Raw genomic sequence first — 25,524 nt, forward strand, 5'->3', positions numbered from 1 at the left:
GCAGCCTTGAAAAAAAACGGATGAACATCAGATTTCTCCTGCGGCAGCGGTACGCGCGGGTCGCTAGAATGAAATTCATGGCAACAAAACCACCTTCTCCCAAAACCGCGCCGCCTGTCACCAGGCCTGCGCGGGATGACGGCGGTTCGGTCGTGCTGGAAAGACGCACGCAAAAGACCCAGCCCCCCCAGATGTACCAGGTGGTCATGCTCAATGACGACTACACCCCCATGGAGTTCGTGATCGTGGTGCTGCAGGAGTTTTTCAGCAAGGACCGGGAGCAGGCCACCCAGATCATGCTCAAGATCCACCTCGACGGCAAAGGCGTCTGCGGCGTGTATTCCCGCGACGTGGCCGCCACCAAGGTCGAGCAGGTGCTGGATGCGGCCCTCAAGGCCGGGCACCCGCTGCAATGTGTCAGTGAACCTGTTGAATAACAGGTTTTTCGTCCCGATCTACAGTTATCTCTTCCACGCAAGCACAAAGGAGTTCACATGATTGCCCAAGAACTGGAAGTCAGCTTGCACATGGCCTTTGTTGAGGCCCGCCAGCAGCGCCACGAGTTCATCACCGTGGAGCATCTGCTGCTGGCACTGCTCGATAACCCCAGCGCAGCCGAAGTGCTGCGCGCGTGTTCGGCCAACATCGATGACCTGCGGTCGTCGCTGTCGAACTTCATCAAGGACAACACCCCCCAGGTGGCCGGCACCGACGAGGTGGACACGCAACCCACGCTGGGCTTCCAGCGGGTGATCCAGCGCGCCATCATGCACGTGCAGTCCACCGGCAACGGCAAGAAGGAAGTCACCGGCGCCAACGTGCTGGTGGCCATCTTCGGCGAGAAGGACTCGCACGCCGTGTACTACCTGCACCAGCAGGGCGTGACGCGCCTGGACGTGGTCAACTTCATCGCCCACGGCATCAAGAAGGGCGAGCCGCCGGAGCCCGCCAAGGCCGAGAACCAGGCCGAGGGCGAAGAGGGCGCTTCTGCCGAGCGCAACGAGAAGGCCTCGCCGCTGGAGCAGTTCACGCAGAACCTGAACCAGGCCGCCAAGGATGGCAAGATCGATCCGCTGATCGGGCGCCACTACGAGGTGGAGCGCACCATCCAGATCCTGTGCCGCCGCCGCAAGAACAACCCGCTGCTGGTGGGTGAAGCCGGTGTGGGCAAGACCGCGATTGCCGAGGGCCTGGCCTGGCGCATCACGCAGAACGACGTGCCCGAGATCCTGGCCGAGGCCGTGGTGTACTCGCTCGACATGGGCGCACTGCTGGCGGGCACCAAGTACCGCGGCGATTTCGAGCAGCGCTTGAAGGGCGTGCTCAAGTCGCTCAAGGACAAGCCCAATGCCATCCTGTTCATCGACGAGATCCACACCCTGATCGGCGCCGGTGCCGCCTCGGGCGGCACGCTCGATGCATCCAACCTGCTCAAGCCGGCGCTCTCCAGCGGCCAGCTCAAGTGCATCGGCGCGACCACCTTCACGGAATACCGTGGCATCTTCGAAAAAGACGCAGCGCTGTCGCGCCGCTTCCAGAAGGTGGACGTGGTCGAGCCGACGGTGCAGGAAACCATCGACATCCTCAAGGGCCTCAAGTCGCGCTTTGAAGAGCACCACAGCGTGAAGTACGCAGCGGCCGCCCTGCAGGCTGCGGCCGAGCTGAGCGCCAAGTACATCAATGACCGCCATCTGCCCGACAAGGCGATCGACGTCATCGACGAAGCTGGTGCTGCCCAGCGCATCATGGTGCCGAGCAAGCGCAAGAAGACCATCGGCAAGGCCGAGATCGAAGAGATCGTGGCCAAGATCGCGCGCATTCCGCCGGCCAACGTCTCCAACGACGACCGCGGCAAGCTGCAGACGCTCGAACGTGACTTGAAGAGCGTGGTGTTCGGCCAGGACAAGGCCCTGGAAGTGCTCGCCAGCGCGGTGAAGATGGCGCGCTCGGGCCTGGGCAAGGGTGACAAGCCGATCGGCTCGTTCCTGTTCAGCGGCCCCACGGGCGTGGGCAAGACCGAGGCCGCCAAGCAACTGGCCTACATCATGGGCATCGAGCTCTTGCGCTTCGACATGTCGGAGTACATGGAGCGCCATGCCGTGAGCCGCCTGATCGGTGCGCCTCCGGGCTACGTCGGTTTCGACCAGGGTGGCCTGTTGACCGAAGCCATTACGAAGAAGCCGCACGCGGTGCTGTTGCTCGACGAGATCGAGAAGGCGCACCCGGACATCTTCAACGTGCTGCTGCAGGTCATGGACCATGGCACGCTGACGGACAACAACGGCCGCAAGGCCGACTTCCGCAACGTCCTGATCATCATGACGACGAACGCCGGCGCCGAGACCATGAACAAGGCGACGATCGGCTTCACCAACCCGCGCCAGGCGGGCGACGAAATGGGCGACATCAAGCGCCTGTTCACGCCCGAGTTCCGCAACCGGCTGGACGCCATCGTCAACTTCAAGGCGCTCGACGAGCAGATCATCCTGCGCGTGGTGGACAAGTTCCTGCTGCAGCTCGAGACCCAGCTGGCCGAGAAGAAGGTGGAGGTCACCTTCACCGACACGCTGCGCAAGCACCTGGCCAAGAAGGGCTTCGATCCGCTGATGGGTGCGCGCCCGATGCAGCGCCTGATCCAGGACACCATCCGCCGCGCGCTGGCCGACGAACTGCTGTTCGGCCGCCTGACCGAAGGTGGCCGCCTCACGGTGGACATCGAGATGAAGGCCGACGAGAAGGGCGTGGAAACGCCGGAAGTGCTGCTCGATATCCAGCCCCTTCCCAAGAAAGAGCGCTCGGCCAAATCGGAGCCCGCAGAGCCGGAAGAAGCCACGGCCGACTGAGTCCGGCACCCTTGTATCGCCCAAGCCCGCAGCACCCGCTGCGGGCTTTTTTCATGATGCGTGGGTGTGATTGCCTGGCCTGGGCAGCAGCGTGGTGCTGCGCATGCAATGACTGCATGCCACGTGCGTGGCGCGCGCATGGCGCCGGCATGCCCCATTGCAGTGCAACACCGCGCAGAGCAAGGCCCTGCCTGGCTTGCGGGGCATCGGCGGGCCCGCAACCCTGCAGGCTATCACACGCTTTGTTTCACCAAAAAGAAAGGCCGCTCAGTGTTTTCCTCCAGGGAAGGGCCGTATTTCTTGGGTAGAGTGGCATGGAGCGCATCACTACATAAGGAGTAATTACATGAGCCAGAAAGTCGCGTACGTCACCGGGGGCATGGGGGGCATCGGAACGGCTATCTGCCAGCGCCTGCACAAGGAAGGCTTCAAGGTCATTGCGGGCTGCGGCCCGACCCGCGACCATGCCAAGTGGCTGGCGGAACAAAAGGCGCTGGGCTATACGTTCTACGCATCGGTGGGCAATGTGGGCGACTGGGATTCCACCGTGGAAGCCTTCACCAAGACCAAGACCGAACACGGCACCATCGACGTGCTGGTGAACAATGCCGGCATCACGCGCGATCGCATGTTCCTCAAGATGTCCCGCGAGGACTGGGACGCCGTGATCGAGACCAACCTGAACAGCATGTTCAACGTCACCAAGCAGGTGGTGGCCGACATGGTGGAAAAGGGCTGGGGCCGCATCGTCAACATCAGCAGCGTGAACGGCGAAAAGGGCCAGGCCGGCCAGACCAACTACTCGGCCGCCAAGGCCGGCATGCACGGCTTCTCGATGGCCCTGGCGCAGGAGCTGGCCACCAAGGGCGTGACGGTGAACACCGTGAGCCCGGGCTACATCGGCACCGACATGGTCAAGGCCATTCGCCCCGACGTGCTCGAAAAGATCGTCGCCACCGTGCCCGTCAAGCGCCTGGGCGAGCCCAGCGAGATCGCCTCGATCATCGCCTGGCTGGCCTCGGAAGAGGGCGGCTACGCCACCGGTGCCGACTTCTCGGTCAACGGCGGCCTGCACATGGGCTGATCCATCCGCCCAGTGACCCCGCGGTCGCCCGGAACGCAAAAACCCGCCTCGGCGGGTTTTTGTTTTTTCGCTTTCAGCGCAGCGGTTCTGGCCAGACGCAGCAACGGCGCCAGAACCGCTTTGTTCAGGCCTTAGCCCACAAAACGCCCATTCGATCCCATGATCCCCAGATCGATGAACTTCGAACCCACGAACGGCGTACCGCCCGCGAAGTCGACCAGGAAGCCGCCCATGTCGTTGTTGCGCATGCCCGCGAGCGCGGAGCGCAGCTTGGCGCGCGAGAGGTCGCGTCCGGCGCGGTCCAGGCCGTCGACCAGCACACGCGCGTTGACATAGCCCTCGAAGCTGCGCGAGGAGAATTCCAGCTGGTTCACCGCGCGCATGGCGCGCTGGTAGTCGCGCACCAGGGCCACGCTGGTGCGCGTGGCATCGGGCATCACCATCGAGACGGCCAGGCCGCCGGCCTTGGCGCCCAGCTGGCGGATGTTTTCGCCGCTGAAGGCCACGCTGGTGGCAGCCAGTGGCGTGCTGGCCGAGACCTTGCGGAATTCGTTGACCAGAGCGGCGCTCACGTCGCCGGCCGTGCCCAGCAGCACGGTCATCGGCTTGGCCGCGAGGGCCTGTTGCACCACCTGGGGCACCTGCTCACCCTTGGCGTCGAGCTTGAAGGCCTTGGGTGCGGGCTGGTTCACGGCCTTGAGGGCGCTGTTCACATCGGCCAGGAATTCGCGGCCGAACACCGTGTCCTGGTACACCACGGCCAGGTCGGTGATGCCCATGGCCACGAGCTTCTTGGCCAGGCGCTGGGCTTCGTCGGAGTAACCGGCGCGCACGTGGAAGACGGAGCGGTACTCGGCCTTGCGCAGCGACGAGGCGCCGCTCTGGGGTGCCACGTAGGGGATCTGCGCTTCGTCGACCAGCGGCATGATGCGCTGGTTGTTGGGCGTGCCCATGCACGACAGCAGGGCCGCCACGTTGCCGTCGGCGATCAGCTTGCGCACGTTCTCTTCCGAGCGGGCAGGCTCGTAGCCGTCGTCCAGCGCCAGCAGGCGCAGCTCACGCCCGCCCGTGCCGCCGCTGCGGGCGTTGGCCTGGGCGATGCCGGCGTCCAGACCCTGCTTGAGCTCTTTGCCCAGGCTGGCCAGGGGACCTGTCAGGCCCAGCGAGCAACCGATGGTGACCGCCTTGGCGTCGATGGGGTCCTGGGGGCCGGCCCATGCCGAGGGATGGGCGAGCGAGAGACCGGTGGCGGTGGCAAGAAGGGACTGGGTGAACTGGCGACGTTGCATGGAAGGAGCGATGGATCGAAGAAGGCGGAAGAGGGCGCTGCCACGGGATACCGTGGTGGCCAGGGGTCCCCGGCCGCACGGATAGCGCAACCATAGGGAAAACCCTGATTCTACCGATCAATCGTGACAAACGTCAAAAAGCGTTTCGGGGCAAAGGACAAGCGGCCCGTGTGGAGCGACGGACGCGCATCGCCTGGCCGCTGGTCCACGGGTCCGCAGGGCCCGCTCAGCGTGCGCAACGCGCCAGGTAGGCGTCCTCGAAACGCTTGAGGTCGCTTCGCTCGCCCTCACTGAGGTCCGTGCGCGCCTTCTTGAGGTGCAGGATGCGGCGCGATTCGGCGCACTGCTGGCCGCGGCGGGCCTCGTCGGCCTGCGAAGCCTGCTGTGCCATCTGCTGCTGGCGGTCTTCGTCGCGCCGTTGCCGGCGTGCGTCGCGCTGCTCCCGGTGGTGCCGGGACGAGGCCTCGCTTTCTTCTTCACGGCAGTCGCGCTCGAATTCGCGGCGCATGCCCTCCTGCACGTCGGCCTTGATGCCCCGGGAGTAGGCCGACCGCAGGGTGTCGCTCAGTGTGCGGCAGCGTTCGCTCATGTACTGCTGGTGGTCCGGTGCGGGCGACGTTGGGGCCGGGCGGCTGGGCGAGCGCTCGCTGCTGCGGTACTCGCTCGCCGTGGGGCCGGCCGATACCGAGGTGGTCTTCATGCCCTGGGGGCAGGCGCGCCACGAGGTGTAGTTGTTGCCGTTGTCGTCCCGGCAGGTGTAGCGCGTCTGGGCGCCGGACTCGGACGGCGCGAGGCCGCCCAGGGCCGCCAGCACCAGGCTGGCGCAGGCGAAACGCAGGGAGTGCCGGGTATGCGCCGTGATTCCCAGGCTGTGATGGTGTATCCGCATTGGTGGTCTTCCTTTCCATGGATTGAATCCCGGTGCCGACGAGGAACTCGCCGGGGCCGCCCTCCTGTCCAGCGGGAGGGCCGGCGCACCGGGGGGAGCAATGCATGGATTGTTCTGCGCCTGGGCAGGGCGGGCGTTCTCCGCCTTGTCCACCAGCGCTCTCGGGCGCTTGACAATGTGTCCACTGGGCGGCGGGCGCGGCTGCCGGGGCGCGCGATCAGACCGCTGGCGGCGTCGGCCCCCTCATGGCGGAGGGCGAACCGAAGTGGCGGGAGGGGAGGAGGGGAGAGGCTGGCCTGGAACGGCGAAGGCGGGCTATGGAGCCGCTTTGCAGACACCGTCGCGGCCAAGGCGGCGGCGGTCTGCGCGGGACGCAAAAAACCCCGCGGTGGCGGGGCTTTCCTGCTGGAGTGGGTTGAACAGTGAAAAGAAGGGGCGGCCCGGGTGGAACCCGGGGCTGCCACACCCTCAGAAGCGGGCCGGGGCGCGCTTGCGGTCGCGTTCGTCTTCGGGCCAGGCGGACATGATTGCGGTGGTATTCATACTGGAAAACTCCTGTGATGTACCAACAACGCGTTCACTTGCCCCTCGGTTGACAGCGTTTCACAAAAAAATGCAACCCAAAATCAAAAAAATTCCCGGCCCTCAGAGCTTCGAAAAAGATAGCAATTAATTCAATACCGGCCTAATGTAAAGACTTGAAACATAGGCAATGAATTACAGGGTTTTACAACTTAGGCGCCGGCCGTCGTCGAAATTTCTTCGATCGCCGATGAAATTTCCAGCCAGCGCTCTTCCAGCTGCGCGGTCTCGTCATTGCCGGCTTTCAGCCGGCGGCCGCATTCGGCGATCTCGGCCGGGGGCAGGGGCTGGGTGAGCTTGTGCTCCAGGTCGGCACGCTCGGCCGACAGGGCCGCCAGGCGCTTGTCGATCTGTTCCAGCTCCTTTTTCAGGGGCCGCGTCTTCTCGGCCAGTTGCTGGCGGCTTTGCGCGTCGAGCTTGCGCTGGTCGCGGCCTGCCGCGGGCGCTGTTGCAGGGGCGGGGGCCTTGGCCGCCACGGCGGGTGGCGCCGCCACCGGTGCCGCAGCGGGGGCAGGAGCGCTTGCGACGGCAGCCGCCGCAGCGGCCGTTTTCGCAGCAGCGGCTTCGGCCTGGCGCGAATACTCCCGCAGGCGCTTGGCCTCTTCGAGCAGGTAGCGCTGGTAGTCGTCCAGGTCGCCATCGAACGGGCCGACCACGCCGCGGCCCACCAGCCAGAACTCGTCGCACACGGCGCGCAGCAGCGCGCGGTCGTGGCTGACCAGCATGACGGTGCCCTCGAACTCGTTGAGCGCCATGGACAGTGCCTCGCGCGTGGCCAGGTCCAGGTGGTTGGTGGGCTCGTCCAGCAGCAGCAGGTTGGGGCGCTGCCAGACCATCATGGCCAGCACCAGGCGGGCTTTTTCGCCGCCGCTCATGGTGCCCACGGCCTGTTTGACCATGTCGCCGCTGAAATTGAAGCTGCCCAGGTAGCTGCGCAGGTCCTGCTCGCGCGAGGGCTCGCGGGCGGCAGCGCCCATGTCGCGCGCCAGACGGATCATGTGCTCCAGCGGGTTCTCGCCGGGGCGCAGCACGTCCAGCTCCTGCTGGGCGAAGTAGCCGATGGACAGGCCTTTGCCTTCGGTCACGGTGCCGGCAATGGGCGCCATCTCGCGGGCGATGGTCTTGACCAGGGTGGACTTGCCCTGGCCGTTGGCGCCCAGGATGCCGATGCGCTGGCCGGCCAGCACCGACTTGCTCACGCCGGTAAGAATGGTCTTGATCTCGTCGTCGGTCGTGTAGCCGAACGCCGCGTCGCTGATCGCCAGCATCGGGTTGGGCAGGTTCACGGGCTCCTTGAACTCGAAGGTGAACTCGGCCTCGGCCAGCAGCGGGGCGATCTTTTCCATGCGCTCGAGCGCCTTGACCCGGCTTTGCGCCTGCTTGGCCTTGCTGGCCTTGGCCTTGAAGCGGTCGATGAACTTCTGCAGGTGGGCGATCTTGTCCTGCTGCTTGGAGAAGGCGGCCTGTTGCAGCTCCATCTGCTGCGCGCGCAACTCTTCGAACTTGCTGTAGTTGCCGCCGTAGCGGGTGAGCTTGCCACTGTCGATCTGCAAGGTGACGTTGGTGACGGCGTCCAGGAACTCGCGGTCATGGCTGATCACGATCATGGTGCCGGCGTACTTCTTGAGCCAGGCTTCGAGCCAGACCAGTGCGTCCAGGTCCAAGTGGTTGGTGGGTTCGTCGAGCAGCAGCAGGTCCGACGGGCACATCAGCGCACGCGCCAGCTGCAGGCGCATGCGCCAGCCACCCGAGAAGCTGTTCACCGGGCGCTCCAGCTCGTGGGCCTGGAAACCCAGGCCCAGAATCAGCGCCTGGGCACGTGGCACGGCGTCGTGGTCGCCGGCATCGGCCAGGTCGGTGTAGACCTGGGCGATGGCCATGCCGTGGTCGGCATCGTCGTGCGCGGCATCGCTCTGGTCGAGCTGCGCCAGCTGGGCATGCAGTTCAGCCAGGCGTGTGTCGCCGGCCAGCACGAAGGCGGTGGCGCTTTCATCGGTCTCAGGCATGTTCTGCGCGACCTGCGCCATGCGCCACTGGCGGGGAATGGAAAAGTCGCCGCCGTCCTCGTGCAGGCTGCCATTGAGCAGCGCGAACAGCGTGGATTTGCCGGCGCCGTTGCGGCCCACCAGGCCGACTTTCTCGCCCGGGTTCAGGGTCACGGAGACGCTGTCCAGCAGCACCTTGGCGCCGCGGCGCAGGACGATGTTCTTCAGGTTGATCATGCAAAACTCAATCAGGCACCCCGGCTGCGTCGTGCAGCGCAAGGCCCGGGTATTCCAGGTGGGGGATCGGGTGATCCCGGAAAAGGGGCGGCGGGCCCGCATCGCATCGGCGCGAGCCCATGGGCGATGCCGCGGTTGCCACGCGGCGGCGGCCGCCGCACTGTGCGGGCAAGCAACCCCGTATTGTCGCTGATACCGGGCAAACCCTGTAGGACGGCCATAGGAGGCTGTCGGACTTGGAAACCGTCGGCTGCAAATCGGCCGCAGCGGTCCATTTTTCACCGTCTTTTTGCCCCGTAGCCTGGCTATGTGGCTGCAAATCCGGCAAAAACTGTCCTCGCTGAGGCCGATTTTCGCTTTCGACGCTCCAAGTCCGACAGCCTCCTAGGGCGCCGCGCCAGCGACCTCGTACCAGGCCCATCCCTGGTACTTGCCCAGCAGGCGCAGGCGGGGGTTTTCGCCCAGCTCGAAGATCTGGTCATTGCCCATCACCACCTGGGCGCCGGTCTGGGCAAAGTCGAAGCGCCGCGGATCGACCAGCACGCGCACGCTGTCGGGCGTGGGGTTGATCACGCGGTAGGCAGCCGGGGCCGCCATGGTTTCCTGCACGAAGGTCAGGTGCTGGTAGCGGTTCACCGTATCCTGGTCCCCCGCCGGCAAATGCATGCCGCGCCAGACGCTGGGCTGGGGGTAATAGAACACACCATTCACCAGGGGCACGCCAGCGGCCGCCAGGGCCATGGCATTGGACGTGCTGGGGAACAATGCCAGCACACGCCTTGGCTGGGCCTTGCCATCTGGCCCGGCGGGGCCCATCACATAGCGCTGCACCGTGTCGTTCAGTGCCACGCGGGAGGGAGCCAGGCCCACGGGGTTGAAGTCAACCGTGGCGGCCCCATACACCACGGCCATGAGCGCGATGGAATGCGCCACCTTGCCCTGCACCAGCCAGTAGGCCATGAGCCCGGCGGCCACGGCCATGCTGGCCAGCAGGGTGGTGCTCAGGCCGGGATGGAAGTCTTCGGGGATGCCTGCCATGGCCAGGGCAGCCACCACAGCGCTGAGCAGGCCCAGCACCACCGGTGCAGTGCGCCCCTGCGCAGTTGCGGGCGTGGGCAGGCAGGCCGCCACCAGCAGGCAGGCCAGGCCCAGCGAAAGGTCGATGCGCGACGACGACACATAGTGCCAGAACATCGCCTTGGACAGGGCCAGCGGTATGCCCCAGATGCCGAACACCACCGTGAACACCGTGAACAGCGCGCAGGCCGCCACCATCCAGCGGTGGGGCCCCTGGCTGCGCGCATGCCGCAGGCACAGGAACCAGGTGGCCAGCAGCAGCAGGATGTAGGAGCCAAATTCGCTCTCGTTGAAGACGCTGCGCTGGAGGCTGGACAGGGTATCGGCATTGCCGAAGCCGCGCAGCAGCACCAGCAGGGACAGGTCGCCGCCGCGCAGCGCCGCGCGCTGGCCCGGATAGACCGTGTTGCGCATGGCAGCGATGGCTTCGCGGGAATCTTGCCACCAGAAGTAGAGCACGGCCGCCATGACCGCCACGGCCAGCGCAAATGCCAGCGGCGTGAGGCGACTCCAGGCGATCTGCCGGCGGTTGTCGGCCAGCCAGGCCGCAAGCACCAGTGCATACAGCGTGGCCACGGTGATCTGCCAGGGCGGGTAGAGCACCAGCGCGAACCCGGCCAAAAACCAGCCCAGCGCCAGTGCCAGCCACCACAGGCGGGCGCCGGACTTGTGGCGCAGCATGAGCAGCGTGGCGGCCAGGGCCCCCGAGGGGAAGAACACCACGTACAGCGGCCAGTGGGACCAGCCCGCCGCGTAGGGCGCCACGCAGAACACGGCCGACAGCGCCAGGCTGCGGCCCGGGCGCCCGGGCGCCAGCACCTCGAGCAACCACCACAGCGCCAGCAGGCAGGCGAAGAACGGGAAGTACCAGTACCAGGCCAGTGCCTTGTCCAGCGGCAGGGCGAAGAAACCCCAGGTCGCCGGGCGTGCCAGGGCCGAGACGTGCCACACGGGCACGCCTGTCATGCCGATGACCATCATGTTCTGGCCGTCCAGGCCCAGATGGCGGTTCACGACGGGAAAGGGCGGTTCGTGGTTGGCCTGTGCGAGGGCGCTGGCGGTGATCACCATCCAGTCGTCGGAGCGCACGCTGCGCGGCTGGCCCGCCACATGGGTCATGGCACTGTCCTGCGACAGGAAGGGGTGCGGGCCCTGGTCCGTGCGGCCCAGCAGCAGCTCCAGCGACGAGCCCGTGGCACCGATGCCCACCAACACCAGGAAGATGCCCGCGATGCCACCCGCCACCGCCCGGCGGTGGCCACCGACCCAGGTGCCCAGGCGCGCCTGCAGGCGCCCGGAGCCGGGGAGCAGCAGCAGCGCAATGGCGCCAGCCACGGCGGCCGCGATCAGCCAGTGCCGCTCGGGGGTGTCCGGCCCCAGGACCTTGCCGGCTGCGGGAGAGGAGGCCTGGACGTCGAAACGGGCGCCATCCTCGAACCGAGCGATCACCGAGACCGGCTGCTCGCCCCCCGCCAGGTAGCGCGGGTAGTGCAGCTCGAGCGTGAATTCGAGGGCGATGCGGTCCCCGTCCTGGAAGTAGACCCCGACGGACGGGCGGGTCTTGCGTTCGGGCACGGCGATGCGCTTTTCGGCATCGCCGATACGCACCAGGAAGTCCTTGGGCAGGCGCTGGTTCTGCGAGTCGTAGCACCAGCCGGTGATGCGCACCATGCCCTTGGTGGCGTCGTATTCCACGGTATCGACGAAGCCGTAGGCTCCGGGCGGCAGCGGCTGCTGTGCCCATGCACCCACGGGCAGCAGCAGCGCCAGCGCCAGAAGCATTCCCCAGGCGGCTACCAGCCATGCGCCGGCCGATGGTGCGCCGGGCCGCCCGCCGAAGTCGGACTTCATCGGGAGGCCGCCACCGTGACCACGATGCCCGACATGATGAGGGCGGTGCCGATGAAATAGGTGGGGGCAAAGCGCTCACCGAAGAAGAAGCGGCTGGCCAGCGGCACGATGACGAAGGCCAGGGCCATGAAGGGATAGACCTTGCCCAGCTCAGCCTTGCGCAGGATCAGCACCCAGCCGATGGAGGTGATGCCGTACAGCACCATGGTGGCAAAGAACACGGCCAGGGTTTCGATGGCGAAGAAGCTGCCGGTCTTGTTCATGGAATTGGCGCTGACCTTGAACAGGATCTGGCCGATGGCGATGCCCACCACACAAAGGATGGTCAGAAGATAGACGTACATGGATCAGGATCTCGGGTGGGAAGGATCGGGCAGGGCCCGGCGATGTTAAAGGAGCCGCAGGGCGTAACGCTCGGACAGGGTCGTGGCCATGATGTAGAGCGAGACCAGGGCGAAGGTGGCCGTGAGCACGTTGGCCGCGGTCCGGAGGGTGGGCGAGGCCACCTGGCCCATGGGGCCGAGCGCCGAGGCGCCCAGCAGGGCGGGCACGATGAAGTAGCGGCCCTGGACGCCGCTGATGATGGCCACCGGGTAGTCGTTCCAGCTGATGGCCAGGGCCAGGAAGACCAGGACGCAACTGGCCAGCGCCGCGAGCAGGAGCAGCGCCCGGGCAGCCGCATCGCGCCGCAGCCAGCGCGCCGATCCAACGGTCGCGGCCAGCGCAACCGCCAGGCCGTACCAGACGGCCTTCATCGCGTCCTTGGTGACGGCCGCGTCGAGCCAGCCCATCATGCCGACGAAGGAATAGGCGTAGAAGTACCCGGTATCGCCATCCAGCAGCGTACCGAGGACGAGGCGGATGAACCCGAGCGGATCCTGCAGATAGATCGCCAGTATCTCGATGGTCGCGTGGTTGCGCACCAGGCGGGCGTCCGCCGTGGTGGCGATGCCGTAGAGCGTCCAGCCGGCGCAGGCCGCGCACAGCGCGATCCAGGCCAGCAGGTGCGCAGCCGAAAACCTGCGCACCAGCAGCCACAGGGGCAGCAGCAGCAGGGGGGCAAGATTGACGCGGGACGTCACGAGCAGGAGGGTGCAGGCATAGAGCGCATATTCCTGCAGCGGGTTCGCGTCGCTGCGGGGGGCCATGCAGCGCACCGAGAACAGCGCCGCCAGCAGCAGCGCCGCGGCGATGCTCAGCCCGTCGATGGTGGGCGAGATGATCTGGAACATGGCCATGGGCATCAGCACCAGCGCACGCACCAGCAGATTGGGCGTGAACAGCCGCCACGCCCACGCTATCAGGCCCAGCGCTGTGGCCGCCACCAGCAGGCGCGTCAGCTCATAGCTTGCGCGCATGGACAGGTCGAGCGCGCGCGCGGCGCGCAGGCCCAGCGCATGGGGCAGGTAGATGAAGGGCGCGTAGTAGCCCGTGCCCACGGCGTTGACGAACATGTCCTTGTGCGCCCAGCGCTCCCCGGAGGCCTGGGCCATGAGTGCGCTGGCCGAAGCCGTGTAGTCGCGTTCCGTGCCGGAGAGCACCCGCATGCGCGACGTGAACGCCATGAAGTTGCGGTCCACGTATCCGCCCTGGTTGCCCACTTCGTCCGGCTCATCCTTGCGCAGGGTCCACTGGCCGTGGGCGATCATGTCGGCACGCAGCAGATGCACATTCTCGTCGGGCGACTGGAAGGCCGGTACCAGCCGCATCAGGCACCATGCCACCAGGAGCGCAAGCAGCCAGCCGCCCGCCAGCGCAGGCAGGCCTGCCGTGCGCAGGTCGAAGCGGGGTTTCAGGTGGCGCGTCCCGGTGCGCGCAGCGGTGGCCTGGACAGAAACACGCATCCCTCAGCCGTTCTTGCCGAGATCGATCTTCCTGTGCAGCACCTTGTGCAGCGGCCTCTGGGGCACCGAGGCGATGTCGTGCCCGATGAAAGCCAGCAGCAACTGCAGGCCGGCAATGACGGGCAGGGCGGCCAGCATCACCGTGCCGGCCGACGAATAGGCCTGCTGCGCACTGGCATTGATCCAGTGCAGCACGCCAAAGACCGTGCCGAACAGCAGCATCAACAGCCCCAGCGGCAGCTCGATGGAGGCCAGCGACATGTCGCGCAGGTAGTAGTTGTAGAAGATGCGCTTGCTGAAATTGCGCAGGTGCTTGACCGTGAACTCCGGCAGGATCTTGCTGATCTTGAGGTTGCTTTCCTCGTCGGCGTAGTGGGCGTTCATGGGCACGTCCACCACCACCGCGCGCAGGGTGTTCAGGCGAAACAGCATGTCCGTCTCGAAGAAGTAGCGGCGGCTGATCTTGTCGAATGGCAGATGGCTGGCCACGCGCGCGTGGATGGCCGTGTAGCCGTTGGTCGGATCGAACACCTGCCAGTAGCCCGAGGAGATCTTGGTCAAAAACGACAGGGCGGCATTGCCGAAGATGCGCATGCGCGGCATCTGGTGGATCTCTTCGAGGTCGAAGAAGCGGTTGCCCTTGGTGTAGTCCGCCTCGCCGCTCAGAATGGGGGCGATGAAGCCGGGCAAGAGGCGCGGGTCCATCTGGCCGTCACCATCGACCTTGACGATGATGTCGTAGCCGGCCGCGATGGCACAGCGGTAGCCATGCATCACGGCGCCGCCCACGCCCAGGTTCTCGGGGTTGAAGACCACCTGCACCCGCGGGTCGGTGCAGTGCTGCTGGATGAAGGCGCCGGAGTTGACCGGGCACTTGTCGTCCACCGCGAAGATGCCCTGCACCTCGGGGCCGATGCGTTCGATGACGCCCAGCACATGGGCAGTGACCTTGTAGCAGGGAATGACCACGGCAACGCGGGCAGGCGCCGCAGGGGCCGGGGAGGAAAGAGAGCTTGCAAGGCTTGCAAGGGCCACGGGGGAGGAAATGCTGTTCATGGCTGGAGCAGCGCCTCGCGCGTGATGAGCAGCACCTGGTCTTCACCGGCGCTGGTATCGATCCAGTACACCGGCAGGCGCGGAAAGGCAGCCTCGAAGTGCTCGCGCTCGTTGCCGATCTCCAGCAGCAGCACGGCGTTTTCGCCCATGCGCGCGGGCGCATCCCGGAGCAACTGGCGGATGAAATCCATGCCATCCGCGCCACCGGCCAGCGCCAGCTCGGGCTCGGCCCGGTATTCGGCCGGCAGCTTGGCCATGCTGGTGGCGTTGACGTAGGGGGGGTTGCACAGGATCAGGTCCCAGGGGCCGGGCAGCGCGGCAAGGCCGTCCGACAGCTGCAGCGTGATGCGATCCTGCAAACCATGGCGATCCACGTTGATGCGGGCCACTGCCAGTGCGTCGGGCGAGATGTCGGCGCCAGTCACGGTGATCTCGGGCCAGGCCATGGCGGCCAGCACGGCCAGGCTGCCGTTGCCGGTACACAGGTCCAGCACGCGGTGCGTGTGGTCGCCCAGGAATTCATCCACGCTGCCATCGGCCAGCAGCTCGGCAATGAAGCTGCGCGGCACGATGGCGCGTTCGTCCACATAGAAGGAAACGCCCTGCAGCCAGGCCTCGCGCGTGAGGTAGGCGGCGGGCTTGCGGGTGTCGATGCGCTCCTGCAGCAGGGTCTGCACCTGCGCCAGTTGCTCGGCCGAGACGCCCTGGGCGCTCACCGCGCCAGGCGCGTCCGACAGGTCGCTGTCCAGTGGCAGGCCCAGGCGCCACAGCACCAGCCAGGCAGCCTCGTCGTGCGCGTTGGCCGTGCCATGGCCGAACGCGAGGCCGGCCGATGCCAGCAGGGCGGCGGCGGATTCCACCACGGCACCCACGGTGCCTCCGGTCAACGCCGCGCTCATGCCGGCACCGCCGCGAGGGCCTGGGCATGCAGGTTGTCCAGGGTACGGCGGTAGATATTGGTGAGCGGCTCGATGTCGGCCACCACGATGTGCTCGTCGATCTTGTGGATGGTGGCGTTGGGCGGCCCCATCTCGATCACCTGGGGGCAGACCTGGGCAATGAAGCGGCCATCGCTGGTGCCGCCCGTGGTGGACAGTTCGGTGGTGATGCCGGTCTCGGCCAGAATGGCCTGCTGCACGGCCGTGACGAGTTCGCCCGGCGTGGTCAGGAAGGGTTGGCCGCCCAGGGTCCAGCGCAGCTCATAGTCCAGGCCATGGGCGTCGAGCACGGCGTGTACGCGCTGCTTCAGGCCCTCGGCCGTGGATTCGGTCGAGAAGCGGAAGTTGAAGTCCCACACCACCTCGCCGGGAATGATGTTGGTGGCACCGGTGCCGCCATGCACGTTGCTGACCTGCCAGCTGGTGGGTGGGAAGAAGGCATTGCCTTGGTCCCATTCGGTCGCGGCCAGTTCGGCCAGCGCCGGCAGGGCCTGGTGGATGGGGTTGCGCGCCAGCTGCGGGTAGGCGATGTGGCCCTGGATACCCCGCACCGCCAACTTGCCCGAGAGCGTGCCGCGCCGGCCGTTCTTGATCATGTCACCGGTGCGCTCCACCGAGGTGGGCTCGCCCACGATGCAGTAGTCCAGGCGCTCACCGCGGGCGCTGAGCTGCTCGACCACGACCTTGGTGCCGTCGACCGAGGGACCTTCCTCATCGCTGGTGAGCAGCAGGGCCAGGGTGACATGCGGCTCGGGCGTGGCGGCCAGAAAGTCCTCCACGGCCACCACGAAGGCGGCGATGGAGGTCTTCATGTCGCTCGCGCCGCGGCCAAAGAGCTTGCCATCGCGGTGCGTGGGCACGAAGGGATTGCTGCTCCACTGCTCCAGCGGGCCGGTGGGCACCACGTCGGTATGGCCGGCAAACACCAGGGTCTTGGCTGCAGCGCCGCCCACCCCGGGGCGTCGCGCCCAGAGGTTGCTCACGCGGAAGTTGTCGGGGCCGCTGTCGATGCGCTCGCATTCAAAGCCCAGCGGTGCCAGCCGTGCTGCCAGCACCTCCAGGCAGCCCGCGTCGTCGGGGGTGATGGAGGGCAGGGAGATCAGCTGTTCGGCCAGGTGCAGGGTACGGGACATCGCAGGCAAATAAAAGACAAAGACAAAAAGAACATGGGGGCGCTGCGCGCCCCCGCCTCAGGCCGCAGGCTTCACGTCGAGCACGATCTCGGTGAACGAGGGCATGTCATCGGGCGCGTCGCGCGACTCCTTCTGCGCCTTGGCGGCGTTGGCGGCCAGGGAGAAATCGTTCTGCAGGCGCCACATCAGGTTGGTGGGCGAGTCGGCGAAGGCCATGCCTTCCTTCTTGTCGATGCGCTTGTCGATGATCATGCGCGCCAGGTCTTCCTCGAAGGTCTGTGAGCCTTCGGCCATGGATTTCTCCATGGCCTCCTTGACGCCGCCGAAGTCACCCTTTTCGATCAGGTCGGACACCAGCTTGGTGTTGAGCATGACCTCTACGGCCGGCAGACGGCCCCCATCCAGGGTACGCACCAGGCGCTGCGAGATCACGGCCTTGAGCGCCGAGGCCAGGTCGCCGAGCATGGTCGGGCGCACTTCCACGGGGTAGAAGGACAGGATACGGTTGAGCGCGTGGTAGCTGTTGTTGCCGTGCAGCGTGGCCAGGCACAAGTGGCCTGACTGGGCATAGGCGATGGCCGCGGACATGGTCTCGCGGTCGCGGATTTCGCCGATCAGGATCACGTCGGGGGCCTGGCGCAGCGCGTTCTTCAGGGCGGTCTGCAGCGACTGGGTGTCGCTGCCGATCTCGCGCTGGTTGACGATGGATTTCTTGTTGCGGAACTGGTATTCCACCGGATCCTCGATGGTCAGGATGTGGCCGGTGAGCACCTCGTTGCGGCTGTCGATCATGGAGGCGAGCGAGGTGCTCTTGCCCGAGCCCGTGGCACCCACCATGAGGATCAGGCCGCGCTTTTCCATGATCAGTTCGGTCAGCACGGGGGGCAGGCCCAGGCTGCTGATTTCGGGGATCTGCTGCGAGATGAAGCGGATCACCACCGCATAGCTGCCGCGCTGGCGCATGGCGCTGATACGAAAGCGCCCGACACCCGAGAGCGGCACACCCATGTTGAGTTCGCCGGTCTCTTCCAGCTCCTCGATGCGGTCGGGTGTGATGATCTCGGACAGCAGGTTGCGCGGCGCATCCGGCGGCAGGATCTGGTTGTTGATCGGCACGCACTCGCCGTTGATCTTGATCAGCGCCGGGGCGTTGGCCGACAGGTAGACGTCCGATGCCTTCTTTTCGCTCATCAGGCGAAGAATCCGCTCCATCGTACTCATGGTGTTTCCCCTCTCATTGTCGGTCTGTCGGCCGGCGCTGGCCGTGCGTGCTGGTAGGCTGCGGGACTGGAATCAGTCGCGCAGCAGGTCGTTGATGCTGGTCTTGGAGCGGGTCTGCGCGTCCACCTGCTTGACGATGATGGCAGCATACATGCTGTAGGGGGCGCCATTGGCCGCCGTCTTGGGCAGGTTGCCGCTGACCACCACCGAGCCCGTGGGCACGCGACCATAGCTGATCTCGCCCGTGGCACGGTTGAAGATCGGGGTGCTCTGGCCCAGGTACACGCCCATGCCCAGTACCGAGTGCTCTTCGACGACCACGCCTTCGACCACTTCGGAGCGGGCGCCGATGAAGCAGTTGTCCTCGATGATGGTGGGGCCGGCCTGCAGGGGTTCCAGCACGCCGCCGATGCCCACGCCGCCCGAGAGGTGTACGTTGGCACCGATCTGTGCGCACGAACCCACGGTGGCCCAGGTGTCGACCATGGTGCCTTCGCCCACGTAGGCGCCGATGTTCACGTACGAGGGCATCAGGATCGCGCCCTTGGCGATGAAGCTGCCGCGGCGCGCCACGGCGGGAGGCACCACGCGCACGCCGGTGGCCTTCATCTGTTCTTCGTTCAGGTGGGCGAACTTGGTCTGCACCTTGTCATAAAAGCCCAGGTCGCCGGCCTTGACCACTTCGTTGTCCTTGAGGCGGAACGACAGCAGCACGGCCTTCTTGATCCACTGGTGTACGGTCCACTGGCCCACGCCCTGGCGGGTGGCCACGCGCAGGGTGCCGTTGTTGAGTTCGGCGATCACGTGTTCGACGGCCTCGGCCACTTCCTTGGGGGCTGCGGCGGGCGAGATGGTGGCGCGGTTTTCCCACGCGGCGTCGATGATGTTCTGGAGTTGTTGGGTCATGGTTTCAGACAGTACGGGATTGGATGAATTGGACGATGCGCATTGCGGCCTCCACACATTCTTCGGCCTCGGCCACCAGGGCCATGCGCACGCGCTGGGCACCGGGGTTGAAGCCACCAGCCTCGCGGGCCAGGTAGCTGCCCGGCAGCACGGTGACATTGTATTGAGCCAGAAGCTCGCGGGCGAACTCGGCGTCGGTCATTCGCAGGGCGTCGGGCACCTTGGCCCACAGATAAAAGCCGGCGTCGGGCAGCGCCACGTCCATCACGCCGGCCAGCAGCGGCGTGACCTGGGCGAATTTCTTGCGGTAGAGCGCGCGGTTTTCGGTCACGTGCTGCTCGTCGCCCCAGGCCGCGATGCTGGCGGCCTGCACGATGGGGCTCATGGCGCTGCCATGGTAGGTGCGGTACAGCAGGAAGGCCTTGATCAGCGCCGCATCACCGGCCACGAAGCCGCTGCGCAGCCCGGGCACATTGCTGCGCTTGGACAGGCTGGTGAAGGAGATCAGGTTCTGGAAATCGGGGCGGCCCGACTGCGCGGCGGCCTGCAGCCCGCTGAGCGGCGGCTCGTCGCGGAAGTAGATCTCGCTGTAGCACTCGTCCGAGGCGATGATGAAGCCATGCCGCTCGCTCAGCGCGAAGAGTTTTTGCCATTCAAGCAGGGGCATGACGGCCCCCGTGGGGTTGCCCGGCGAGCACACGAAGAGCAGCTGCGTGCGCTTCCAGACCTCCGTCGGCACGCTGTCCCAGTCGACCGCAAAGTTGCGCGCCGGATCGCTCGGGGCGTAGTAGGGCGTAGCGCCCGACAGCAGGGCCGCGCCTTCATAGATCTGGTAGAACGGATTCGGGCAGACCACCACCGGGTCGGGTTTCGTCGGGTCGACCACGGTCTGGGCAAAGGCAAACAGCGCCTCGCGCGAGCCATTGATGGGCAGCACCTGGCTGCCTGCGTCCAGCGTCAGCGCGTAGCGCTTGCGCAGCCAGGTGGTGAAGGCCTCGCGCAGGCGCGGCTCGCCCGCCGTGGCCGGGTAGCTCGCCAGGCCATTGAGGTTGTTGCTGAGTGCGTCCTTGATGAACTGCGGAGTAGGATGGCGCGGCTCCCCCATGCCCAGGCTGATGGGGGAATACTGGGCCGGGGGCACCACCGCGGCGAAAAGCTTTCGCAGCCGTTCGAACGGGTAGGGCTGCAGGTGGGAGAGCAGGGGGTTCATGGGCCATCATTATGGGTGATGCCGTACCCGCTGCCTCACAGGCGGCCGACCGGTCGCACTGCTGATGTGCCCCCGGGCACATCCCCTATCGCAAACCCTTGGGTGGCACCGCTTGTCAATCCGGCGTAAGGCCCATGCCTAGTATGGTTGCAAAGCCCCGGAGCGCGATCATGGCCCGGGACCACAACGATATCGGAGACAACATGGCAGGATTCCTTCCATTGCGGCCTGGCCTGTGGTGGATGCGCCGGCTGCACCTTGCAGGCAAGCTGGCCACGCTGGCCATGCCCATCGCCTGCACGCTGGCCGCCGCATTGCTGGGAGCGCCCTGGTGGGTAGCTCTGGCGGGCAGTGTGGTGGTGCTGTATGCGCTGCTGGCGCTGTACCTGAGCCTGGTGGACGACATGGCGGCCCTGTCCGGGGCCATGGCGCGCATCACCGATGGCGACCTGTGCGTGCATGCCGCCACGGGCGGCAGCGACGAGATGGCGCAGATGGCCCGGGCGCTCGACGCCATGGTGCTGCGGCTCTCGTCCATGGTGGCCGACATCCGCAGCAACGCCGCGCTGGTGGCCCATGCCGGCCAGAGCCTGGCCCACGGCAACCGCGAACTGGCCGACCGCACCGAGCAGCAGGCCGCCAATCTCGAGCAAACCGCCGCCAGCGTAGAGCAGCTGTCGTCCACGGTGCAGAACAATGCCCAGACGGCGCAAGGCGCGGACCAGCGCGCCGGCCAGATGCGCCGGGCTGCCGACACCGGGGCCGAGGCCATGGGCCGCGCCGTGCAGTCGGTGCAGGCCATCCAGCAGGGGGCGCGCCGCATGACGGAGATCATCGGCACCATCGACTCGATCGCCTTCCAGACCAACATCCTGGCGCTCAACGCGGCGGTGGAGGCGGCGCGCGCCGGCGAGCAGGGCCGCGGTTTTGCCGTGGTGGCATCCGAGGTGCGCATGCTGGCCAAGCGCTCGGCCGACGCGGCGCACGAGATCCGCGAGCTGATCAATGCCTCGGTCACGCAGGTGGAGGCCAGTGCCGGCCTGATCCGCACCGCCGGCGAAGGCATCACCGAGATGGCCGGCGGCATGCGCAGCGTGGCGGCCAGCATGTCCGAGATATCCAGCTCCAGCGCCGAGCAGAGCACGGGCCTGCGCGAGATCAGCAGTGCCGTGCAGCAGCTTGACCAGATCACCCAGCGCAACGCGCAGATGGTGGGCCAGGCGGTGGGGCAGGCCGAGGCGCTGGAGAGCCGCGCCTCCACCCTGTCGCGCGCGGTGTCGGCGTTTCGCCTGCAGCAGGGCACGGCCGAGGAGGCGGTGGCCCTGGTCAAGCGCGCCGCGGCCCTGCACAAGGGCAGCTCGCGCGACCAGTTCCTGGCGCGCATCACCGACAAGAGCCAGCCCTTCAACGACCGGGACATGTATGTCTTCGTGCTCGATGCCGGCGGCACCTACCGCGCCTTCGGTGGCAACCCGGCCAAGGTGGGCACCCGGGTGCAGGACATTCCCGGCATTGACGGTGATCGGTTGATGGCGGAAATCGCGGCCCAGGCAGACATCGGTCCGGGCTGGGTGGAGTACGACATCACCAACCCGGCCAGCGGTGCGGTGCAGACCAAGATGTCGTTCGTGGAACGTGTGGGAGACCTGTACCTGGGCTGCGGCGTGTACAAGGCACTGGCCGCGCGCTGACGCGGCGCCTTGCCGCGCCTGGCTCAGCGCTGCGTTCCGGCGCGTTGTTCCCGTGCGCGGGCCATGGCCGCGGCAATGGCTGCCTTGCGGGTCTGGGCGGCCGCTTCGGCACCACCGTCGGGAGGCGCAGAGGCATCGGCGGGTGCGGCGCTGTCTTCGTCGTCCGGCTCCTCGGGCGCGCCGGCAGCCACCCGGGCCTTGTGCAGCGCATAACGCCCGCGCGCATGGTCGGCCAGTACCGGGCTCCAGGCGGCCCACCCAGTGGCCTGGCCGCTCACGGTTTCGAGGCTGATGCAGTCCACCGGGCACACGGGAATGCACAGCTCGCACCCGGTGCAATGCGGCTCGATCACGGTATGCATGCGCTTGTTGGCACCCAGGATGGCATCCGTGGGGCAGGCCTTGATGCACAGCGTGCAGCCAATGCACCAGTTCTCGTCGATCACGGCCAGGGTGCGCTGCGCCTCCAGGCCATGGTCGGCACTCAGTGGCAGCACCGGCTGGCCGGTGATGGCCGCCAGCCGGGCAACCCCTTCGGCACCGCCGGGCGGGCACTGGTTGATGGGCGCCGCCTCGAAAGCGATGGCCTGCGCGTAGGCCACGCAGTCCGGGTAGCCGCAGCGGGTGCACTGCGTCTGCGGCAGCGCGGCGTCGATGCGGGCCGCCAGCGCATGCGCGGCCGGCCCTGCAGTCGATGAAGGGGTGGTCGTGCGGGCGTCCTGCGGATTCAAGCCTTGCGTGCCGCCGTGGTGCGGCGGGTGCGCGATGCCGGGGCTGCCGTGACGGCGGCCTTGGCCGCTGGCGCGGCTTCCGGCTCGGGTGCAGCAGCCGCCCCCGTGGCGGGAACGGCCTGCAGCACGGCCTTGGCAGGCGCCACCTTGGTGGCAGCCTTGGCCGCCGGTGCCGGCTTGGCCGCTGTTGCCTTCTTGGCTGCCGGCTTCACCGCCGCCTTGCTGGCCCTGGCTGTAGCGCTTGCTGACTTGCTCGGTGGCGCGGGCGGGTTGTCGTCCGGCATTTCAGTCACGGCGACGGGGCGGGGTGCCTTTTTCTGGGGAACCTCGTGCGAGAGGATGAACTTGCGCACCTCGGGGTACACGATGTCGCGCCAGCGCCGGCCGCTGAAGATGCCATAGTGCCCGGCGCCCTTGGCTTCCAGGTGGCGCTGCTCCTTGCGCACTATGCCGGTGCACAGGTCGTGCGCGGCCTCGGTCTGGCCCGAGCCGGAGATGTCGTCCAGCTCGCCTTCCACCGTGAACAGGGCGGTGGTGGTGATGTCCTGCGGGCGCACGCGCTCGACCTTGCCCTCGGGCGAACGCACGTCCCAGGTGCCATGCACCAGGTTGTAGTCCTGGAACACGGTCTTGATGGTTTCCAGGTAGTAGTCCGCATCCATGTCCAGCACGGCGTTGTACTCGTCGTAGAACTTGCGGTGGGCCTCGGCGCTGGCGTCGTCGCCCTTGATGAGGTCCTTGAAGTAGTCGTAGTGGCTCGTGGCGTGGCGGTCCGGGTTCATGGCCACGAAGCCGGTGTACTGCAGAAAGCCCGGGTACACGCGGCGGCCTGCGCCTGGGAAGTTGTCGGGCACGCGGTAGATCACGTTGTTCTCAAACCACTCGTAGCTGCGGTTCATGGCCAGGTTGTTCACCGCCGTGGGCGACTTGCGCGCATCGATGGGGCCGCCCATCATGGTCATGGTCAGCGGGGTCTTCTCGCCACGGCTGGCCATCAGCGACACGGCGGCCAGCACCGGCACCGTGGGCTGGCACACGCTGATCACGTGGCAGTTGCCATAGGTGGCCTGCAGGTGGCGGATGAACTCCTGCACGTAGTTCACGTAGTCGTCGAGGTGGAATTCGCCTTCGGACAGCGGCACCAGACGGGCATTCTTCCAGTCGGTGATGTAGACCTTGTGGTCCTTGAGCATGGTGCGCACGGTATCGCGCAGCAGCGTGGCGTAGTGGCCCGACAGCGGTGCCACGATCAGCACCACGGGCTGGGCCTTGATCTTGACCAGGGTATCGGTGTCGTCCGAAAAGCGCTTGAAACGGCGCAGTTCGCAAAAGGGCTTGTCCAGTTCGATGTTTTCATGCACCGCCACGCCCACGCCATCCACGTCCACCGTGTGGATGTCGAAAGTCGGCTTTTCATAGTCCTTGCCCAGGCGGTACAGCAGATCGTAGCCAGCGGACATGCGCTGCGCGAACGCCGTCTGGCTCAGCGGGGACATGGGGTTGCTGAAGAGCTTGGCCGCAGCTTGCGCAAAGTCGGTGACCGGCTCCATCAGGGAGCGCTGGGTTTCGTAGATCTGGTAGAGCATGGGGGCGAAACTCCGTTATGTTGCAGTGCAATATAGCAGCACTTGGTTACCTCTGCATGCGGGAAAACCACCTAGGCCCAGTCGCTTTGGTGACAGCGCTGTCCAACCACTGGACAAGGGCCGTGGCGGCATTGCAGCGAAAAGCGTCGCTGCTATGCTTTTGTTCAGAAAAACCCTGCCCGCAACCGGGCCCCTGTCCGCGCCGCGGGTGGCAACGCTCAGCCGTTGTCCACCAGCCAGGACTCGAAGGCTTCGCGCGCCACATTGCGCAGTGCGGGGCGGAACTGCGTGCGGTTGGCCAGGTACAGGCAGTGCCGTATCACCGTGTAAGGGTTGAAGCTGCCCTGGGGGTTCTGCTCCTCGAAGTGCTGCTTGTAGCGCTTGACCGTGCCGACGGTCTCCCGCATCAAGGTGTTGAAGCGTGCGCGCGTGATGCCGGGCGACCAGGCCTGGATATCGTCCACGAAGCTGTCCACCTTGGAGGGGTCGAACTCGAAGTCCTTGAAGAAATGCGTGGCGATCTTGAGGAAGGTGAAGGCGTTGAGTTCGCTGCCCAGGGAGGAGTATTTGGGTGCCATGGCGGCGCCGTCGTCCGGCTCCGCGCCGGTCTCCACCGTCTCGTCGGGGGCCTGCAGCAATTCGGCGGCCGTCTCGTCGCGGATCTGGCGAAACTCGCGGTCGGCCAGCTCGAACAGGGCCGAGAGCACGTTGATGCGCCGCTTGAGCTGGCCGGGGATGGACTTCTTGTACTTGATCTTGTGGTCCAGCACGCTCCAGGAGTCCTGGATGATGGTGCGCACCTGCAACTCGAATGGCTGGTCGGCATGCGCAGCGAGCGCCGGCAGGTCACGCTGGCCGGGGCGCAGGTCCAGGTGCAGGCCCTTGTAACCAAAGGAGGCCTCGGTGCTTTCCACGGCCGAAGCCTTGTCGGTCACGTCGATCACCGCAAAATGGCTGCGCACGATCTGCGCCACCTTTTCAAGCTCGTCCTCGTACAGGCAGACCACGCGCACGCCGACCAGGTCGGTGATCCAGTGCTGGATCTCGTAGGGGGTGTTGCTCTCTTCCAGGCCGGGCCGGTACTTGCGCGCAAATTTGCGGATGCATTCGTCCACGTCCTTCACGCGCCCCTCCACCTTGGAGACGTCCACGCTGCGGGCATCGCCCACCACCCCGGCGATGGCGGCGGTGAAGGCCGCGCAGGCCTCCTCCAGCACGGGTTTCTGGGCTGCGTAGAACGCACGGAAGCGGGACTCTTCCCGTTCAAAATCAAGCGATGCCATGGTTGGGTCTGCAAAGGGGCGGGTGGTGCCGGGAATGCGAAATAAGTGCCACGCGAACGATACCTCCATTCTGCCGGTCGGGATGTCA

Annotated in this window: 19 protein-coding genes; 4 read left to right on the forward strand and 15 right to left on the reverse strand. The window is 66.4% G+C overall.

The genetic code is table 11. The features are described from left to right. The first annotated feature begins 68 nt into the window (after positions 1 to 68). From clpS to phbB, 3 genes are all read left to right on the forward strand, one after another. Positions 69 to 437 (forward strand): ATP-dependent Clp protease adapter ClpS, encoded by a 369-nt coding sequence (gene clpS / locus AC0IZS_RS25625; RefSeq protein WP_322593572.1) that lies wholly within the window; start codon positions 69 to 71, stop codon positions 435 to 437. A gap of 57 nt (positions 438 to 494) precedes the next feature. Then, the gene (gene clpA, locus AC0IZS_RS25630; protein WP_471638248.1) at positions 495 to 2,843 is read left to right on the forward strand and encodes an ATP-dependent Clp protease ATP-binding subunit ClpA; all 2,349 of its coding nucleotides are present in this window, start codon (positions 495 to 497) and stop codon (positions 2,841 to 2,843) included. 346 nt (positions 2,844 to 3,189) lie between these two features. Continuing rightward, positions 3,190 to 3,927, forward strand: a complete 738-nt coding sequence (phbB, locus tag AC0IZS_RS25635) for an acetoacetyl-CoA reductase (RefSeq protein WP_471638249.1) — start codon at positions 3,190 to 3,192, stop codon at positions 3,925 to 3,927. 131 nt (positions 3,928 to 4,058) lie between these two features. Here phbB and AC0IZS_RS25640 read toward each other — a convergent pair whose 3' ends face one another. From AC0IZS_RS25640 to dapC, 12 genes are all read right to left on the reverse strand, one after another. Beyond that, positions 4,059 to 5,216 (reverse strand): ABC transporter substrate-binding protein, encoded by a 1,158-nt coding sequence (locus tag AC0IZS_RS25640; protein ID WP_471638250.1) that lies wholly within the window; start codon positions 5,214 to 5,216, stop codon positions 4,059 to 4,061. Between the two features lie 226 nt (positions 5,217 to 5,442). Beyond that, positions 5,443 to 6,105, reverse strand: a complete 663-nt coding sequence (locus AC0IZS_RS25645) for a hypothetical protein (RefSeq protein ID WP_471638251.1) — start codon at positions 6,103 to 6,105, stop codon at positions 5,443 to 5,445. Positions 6,106 to 6,839: 734 nt separating this feature from the next. Continuing rightward, on the reverse strand, positions 6,840 to 8,909 hold the full coding sequence (locus AC0IZS_RS25650; protein ID WP_471638252.1) for an ABC-F family ATP-binding cassette domain-containing protein: 2,070 nt from the start codon (positions 8,907 to 8,909) through the stop codon (positions 6,840 to 6,842). 384 nt (positions 8,910 to 9,293) lie between these two features. After that, on the reverse strand, positions 9,294 to 11,837 hold the full coding sequence (locus AC0IZS_RS25655) for a DUF7657 domain-containing protein (RefSeq protein WP_471638253.1): 2,544 nt from the start codon (positions 11,835 to 11,837) through the stop codon (positions 9,294 to 9,296). Then, positions 11,834 to 12,181 carry a DMT family transporter gene (locus tag AC0IZS_RS25660; protein ID WP_471638254.1) on the reverse strand — a complete coding sequence of 116 codons (348 nt, stop codon included), beginning with the start codon at positions 12,179 to 12,181 and terminating at the stop codon, positions 11,834 to 11,836. The genes AC0IZS_RS25655 and AC0IZS_RS25660 overlap by 4 nt, the downstream gene beginning before the upstream one ends. Before the next feature lie 45 nt (positions 12,182 to 12,226). After that, entirely contained in the window at positions 12,227 to 13,681 is a 1,455-nt protein-coding gene (locus tag AC0IZS_RS25665) for a DUF2142 domain-containing protein (protein WP_471638255.1), read from the reverse strand. 3 nt (positions 13,682 to 13,684) lie between these two features. After that, the gene (locus tag AC0IZS_RS25670; RefSeq protein WP_471638256.1) at positions 13,685 to 14,737 is read right to left on the reverse strand and encodes a glycosyltransferase family 2 protein; all 1,053 of its coding nucleotides are present in this window, start codon (positions 14,735 to 14,737) and stop codon (positions 13,685 to 13,687) included. Then, on the reverse strand, positions 14,734 to 15,636 hold the full coding sequence (prmB, locus tag AC0IZS_RS25675) for a 50S ribosomal protein L3 N(5)-glutamine methyltransferase (RefSeq protein WP_471638257.1): 903 nt from the start codon (positions 15,634 to 15,636) through the stop codon (positions 14,734 to 14,736). Before prmB ends, AC0IZS_RS25670 begins: the two co-directional genes overlap by 4 nt. Beyond that, positions 15,633 to 16,808 (reverse strand): succinyl-diaminopimelate desuccinylase, encoded by a 1,176-nt coding sequence (gene dapE, locus AC0IZS_RS25680; protein WP_471638258.1) that lies wholly within the window; start codon positions 16,806 to 16,808, stop codon positions 15,633 to 15,635. The genes prmB and dapE overlap by 4 nt, the downstream gene beginning before the upstream one ends. A gap of 57 nt (positions 16,809 to 16,865) precedes the next feature. After that, complete coding sequence (locus tag AC0IZS_RS25685) at positions 16,866 to 18,029, reverse strand: PilT/PilU family type 4a pilus ATPase (RefSeq protein WP_471638259.1); 1,164 nt, start codon at positions 18,027 to 18,029, stop codon at positions 16,866 to 16,868. A 72-nt stretch (positions 18,030 to 18,101) separates the two neighbouring features. Further along, positions 18,102 to 18,935: a 2,3,4,5-tetrahydropyridine-2,6-dicarboxylate N-succinyltransferase gene (dapD, locus tag AC0IZS_RS25690; protein WP_471638260.1), complete on the reverse strand. Its 834-nt coding sequence runs from the start codon at positions 18,933 to 18,935 to the stop codon at positions 18,102 to 18,104. Between the two features lie 4 nt (positions 18,936 to 18,939). Beyond that, positions 18,940 to 20,145: a succinyldiaminopimelate transaminase gene (gene dapC, locus AC0IZS_RS25695; protein ID WP_471638261.1), complete on the reverse strand. Its 1,206-nt coding sequence runs from the start codon at positions 20,143 to 20,145 to the stop codon at positions 18,940 to 18,942. 203 nt (positions 20,146 to 20,348) lie between these two features. Between dapC and AC0IZS_RS25700 the strand changes: the two genes are divergently transcribed. Beyond that, the gene (locus AC0IZS_RS25700; RefSeq protein WP_471638262.1) at positions 20,349 to 21,836 is read left to right on the forward strand and encodes a methyl-accepting chemotaxis protein; all 1,488 of its coding nucleotides are present in this window, start codon (positions 20,349 to 20,351) and stop codon (positions 21,834 to 21,836) included. Between the two features lie 23 nt (positions 21,837 to 21,859). Here the strand turns inward: AC0IZS_RS25700 and AC0IZS_RS25705 are convergent, their stop codons facing one another. The 3 genes from AC0IZS_RS25705 to AC0IZS_RS25715 all read right to left on the reverse strand — a co-directional run bounded on the left by AC0IZS_RS25705 (position 21,860) and on the right by AC0IZS_RS25715 (position 25,436). Next, a complete protein-coding gene (locus tag AC0IZS_RS25705) occupies positions 21,860 to 22,567 on the reverse strand; it encodes an RnfABCDGE type electron transport complex subunit B (RefSeq protein ID WP_471638263.1) in 708 nt (235 codons plus the stop codon). Then, on the reverse strand, positions 22,564 to 24,153 hold the full coding sequence (locus tag AC0IZS_RS25710; RefSeq protein ID WP_471638264.1) for a polyhydroxyalkanoate depolymerase: 1,590 nt from the start codon (positions 24,151 to 24,153) through the stop codon (positions 22,564 to 22,566). The genes AC0IZS_RS25705 and AC0IZS_RS25710 overlap by 4 nt, the downstream gene beginning before the upstream one ends. A 218-nt stretch (positions 24,154 to 24,371) precedes the next feature. Then, on the reverse strand, positions 24,372 to 25,436 hold the full coding sequence (locus AC0IZS_RS25715; protein ID WP_471638265.1) for a GTP pyrophosphokinase: 1,065 nt from the start codon (positions 25,434 to 25,436) through the stop codon (positions 24,372 to 24,374). Positions 25,437 to 25,524: the final 88 nt, after the last annotated feature.

The sequence above is a fragment of the Acidovorax sp. AC410 genome (assembly GCF_979253235.1).

What these genes read in the sequence shown, in the direction of transcription:
- AC0IZS_RS25655 (WP_471638253.1), bottom strand. Translation starts at nt 11,837, where the DNA reads ATGAAGTCCGACTTCGGCGGGCGGCCCGGCGCACCATCGGCCGGCGCA.
- AC0IZS_RS25640 (WP_471638250.1), bottom strand. Translation starts at nt 5,216, where the DNA reads ATGCAACGTCGCCAGTTCACCCAGTCCCTTCTTGCCACCGCCACCGGT.
- dapC (WP_471638261.1), bottom strand. Translation starts at nt 20,145, where the DNA reads ATGAACCCCCTGCTCTCCCACCTGCAGCCCTACCCGTTCGAACGGCTG.
- AC0IZS_RS25660 (WP_471638254.1), bottom strand. Translation starts at nt 12,181, where the DNA reads ATGTACGTCTATCTTCTGACCATCCTTTGTGTGGTGGGCATCGCCATC.
- AC0IZS_RS25650 (WP_471638252.1), bottom strand. Translation starts at nt 8,909, where the DNA reads ATGATCAACCTGAAGAACATCGTCCTGCGCCGCGGCGCCAAGGTGCTG.
- AC0IZS_RS25670 (WP_471638256.1), bottom strand. Translation starts at nt 14,737, where the DNA reads ATGAACAGCATTTCCTCCCCCGTGGCCCTTGCAAGCCTTGCAAGCTCT.
- phbB (WP_471638249.1), top strand. Translation starts at nt 3,190, where the DNA reads ATGAGCCAGAAAGTCGCGTACGTCACCGGGGGCATGGGGGGCATCGGA.
- AC0IZS_RS25710 (WP_471638264.1), bottom strand. Translation starts at nt 24,153, where the DNA reads ATGCTCTACCAGATCTACGAAACCCAGCGCTCCCTGATGGAGCCGGTC.
- AC0IZS_RS25665 (WP_471638255.1), bottom strand. Translation starts at nt 13,681, where the DNA reads ATGCGTGTTTCTGTCCAGGCCACCGCTGCGCGCACCGGGACGCGCCAC.
- dapD (WP_471638260.1), bottom strand. Translation starts at nt 18,935, where the DNA reads ATGACCCAACAACTCCAGAACATCATCGACGCCGCGTGGGAAAACCGC.
- dapE (WP_471638258.1), bottom strand. Translation starts at nt 16,808, where the DNA reads ATGTCCCGTACCCTGCACCTGGCCGAACAGCTGATCTCCCTGCCCTCC.
- prmB (WP_471638257.1), bottom strand. Translation starts at nt 15,636, where the DNA reads ATGAGCGCGGCGTTGACCGGAGGCACCGTGGGTGCCGTGGTGGAATCC.
- AC0IZS_RS25715 (WP_471638265.1), bottom strand. Translation starts at nt 25,436, where the DNA reads ATGGCATCGCTTGATTTTGAACGGGAAGAGTCCCGCTTCCGTGCGTTC.
- AC0IZS_RS25685 (WP_471638259.1), bottom strand. Translation starts at nt 18,029, where the DNA reads ATGAGTACGATGGAGCGGATTCTTCGCCTGATGAGCGAAAAGAAGGCA.
- AC0IZS_RS25645 (WP_471638251.1), bottom strand. Translation starts at nt 6,105, where the DNA reads ATGCGGATACACCATCACAGCCTGGGAATCACGGCGCATACCCGGCAC.
- clpS (WP_322593572.1), top strand. Translation starts at nt 69, where the DNA reads ATGAAATTCATGGCAACAAAACCACCTTCTCCCAAAACCGCGCCGCCT.
- clpA (WP_471638248.1), top strand. Translation starts at nt 495, where the DNA reads ATGATTGCCCAAGAACTGGAAGTCAGCTTGCACATGGCCTTTGTTGAG.
- AC0IZS_RS25700 (WP_471638262.1), top strand. Translation starts at nt 20,349, where the DNA reads ATGGCAGGATTCCTTCCATTGCGGCCTGGCCTGTGGTGGATGCGCCGG.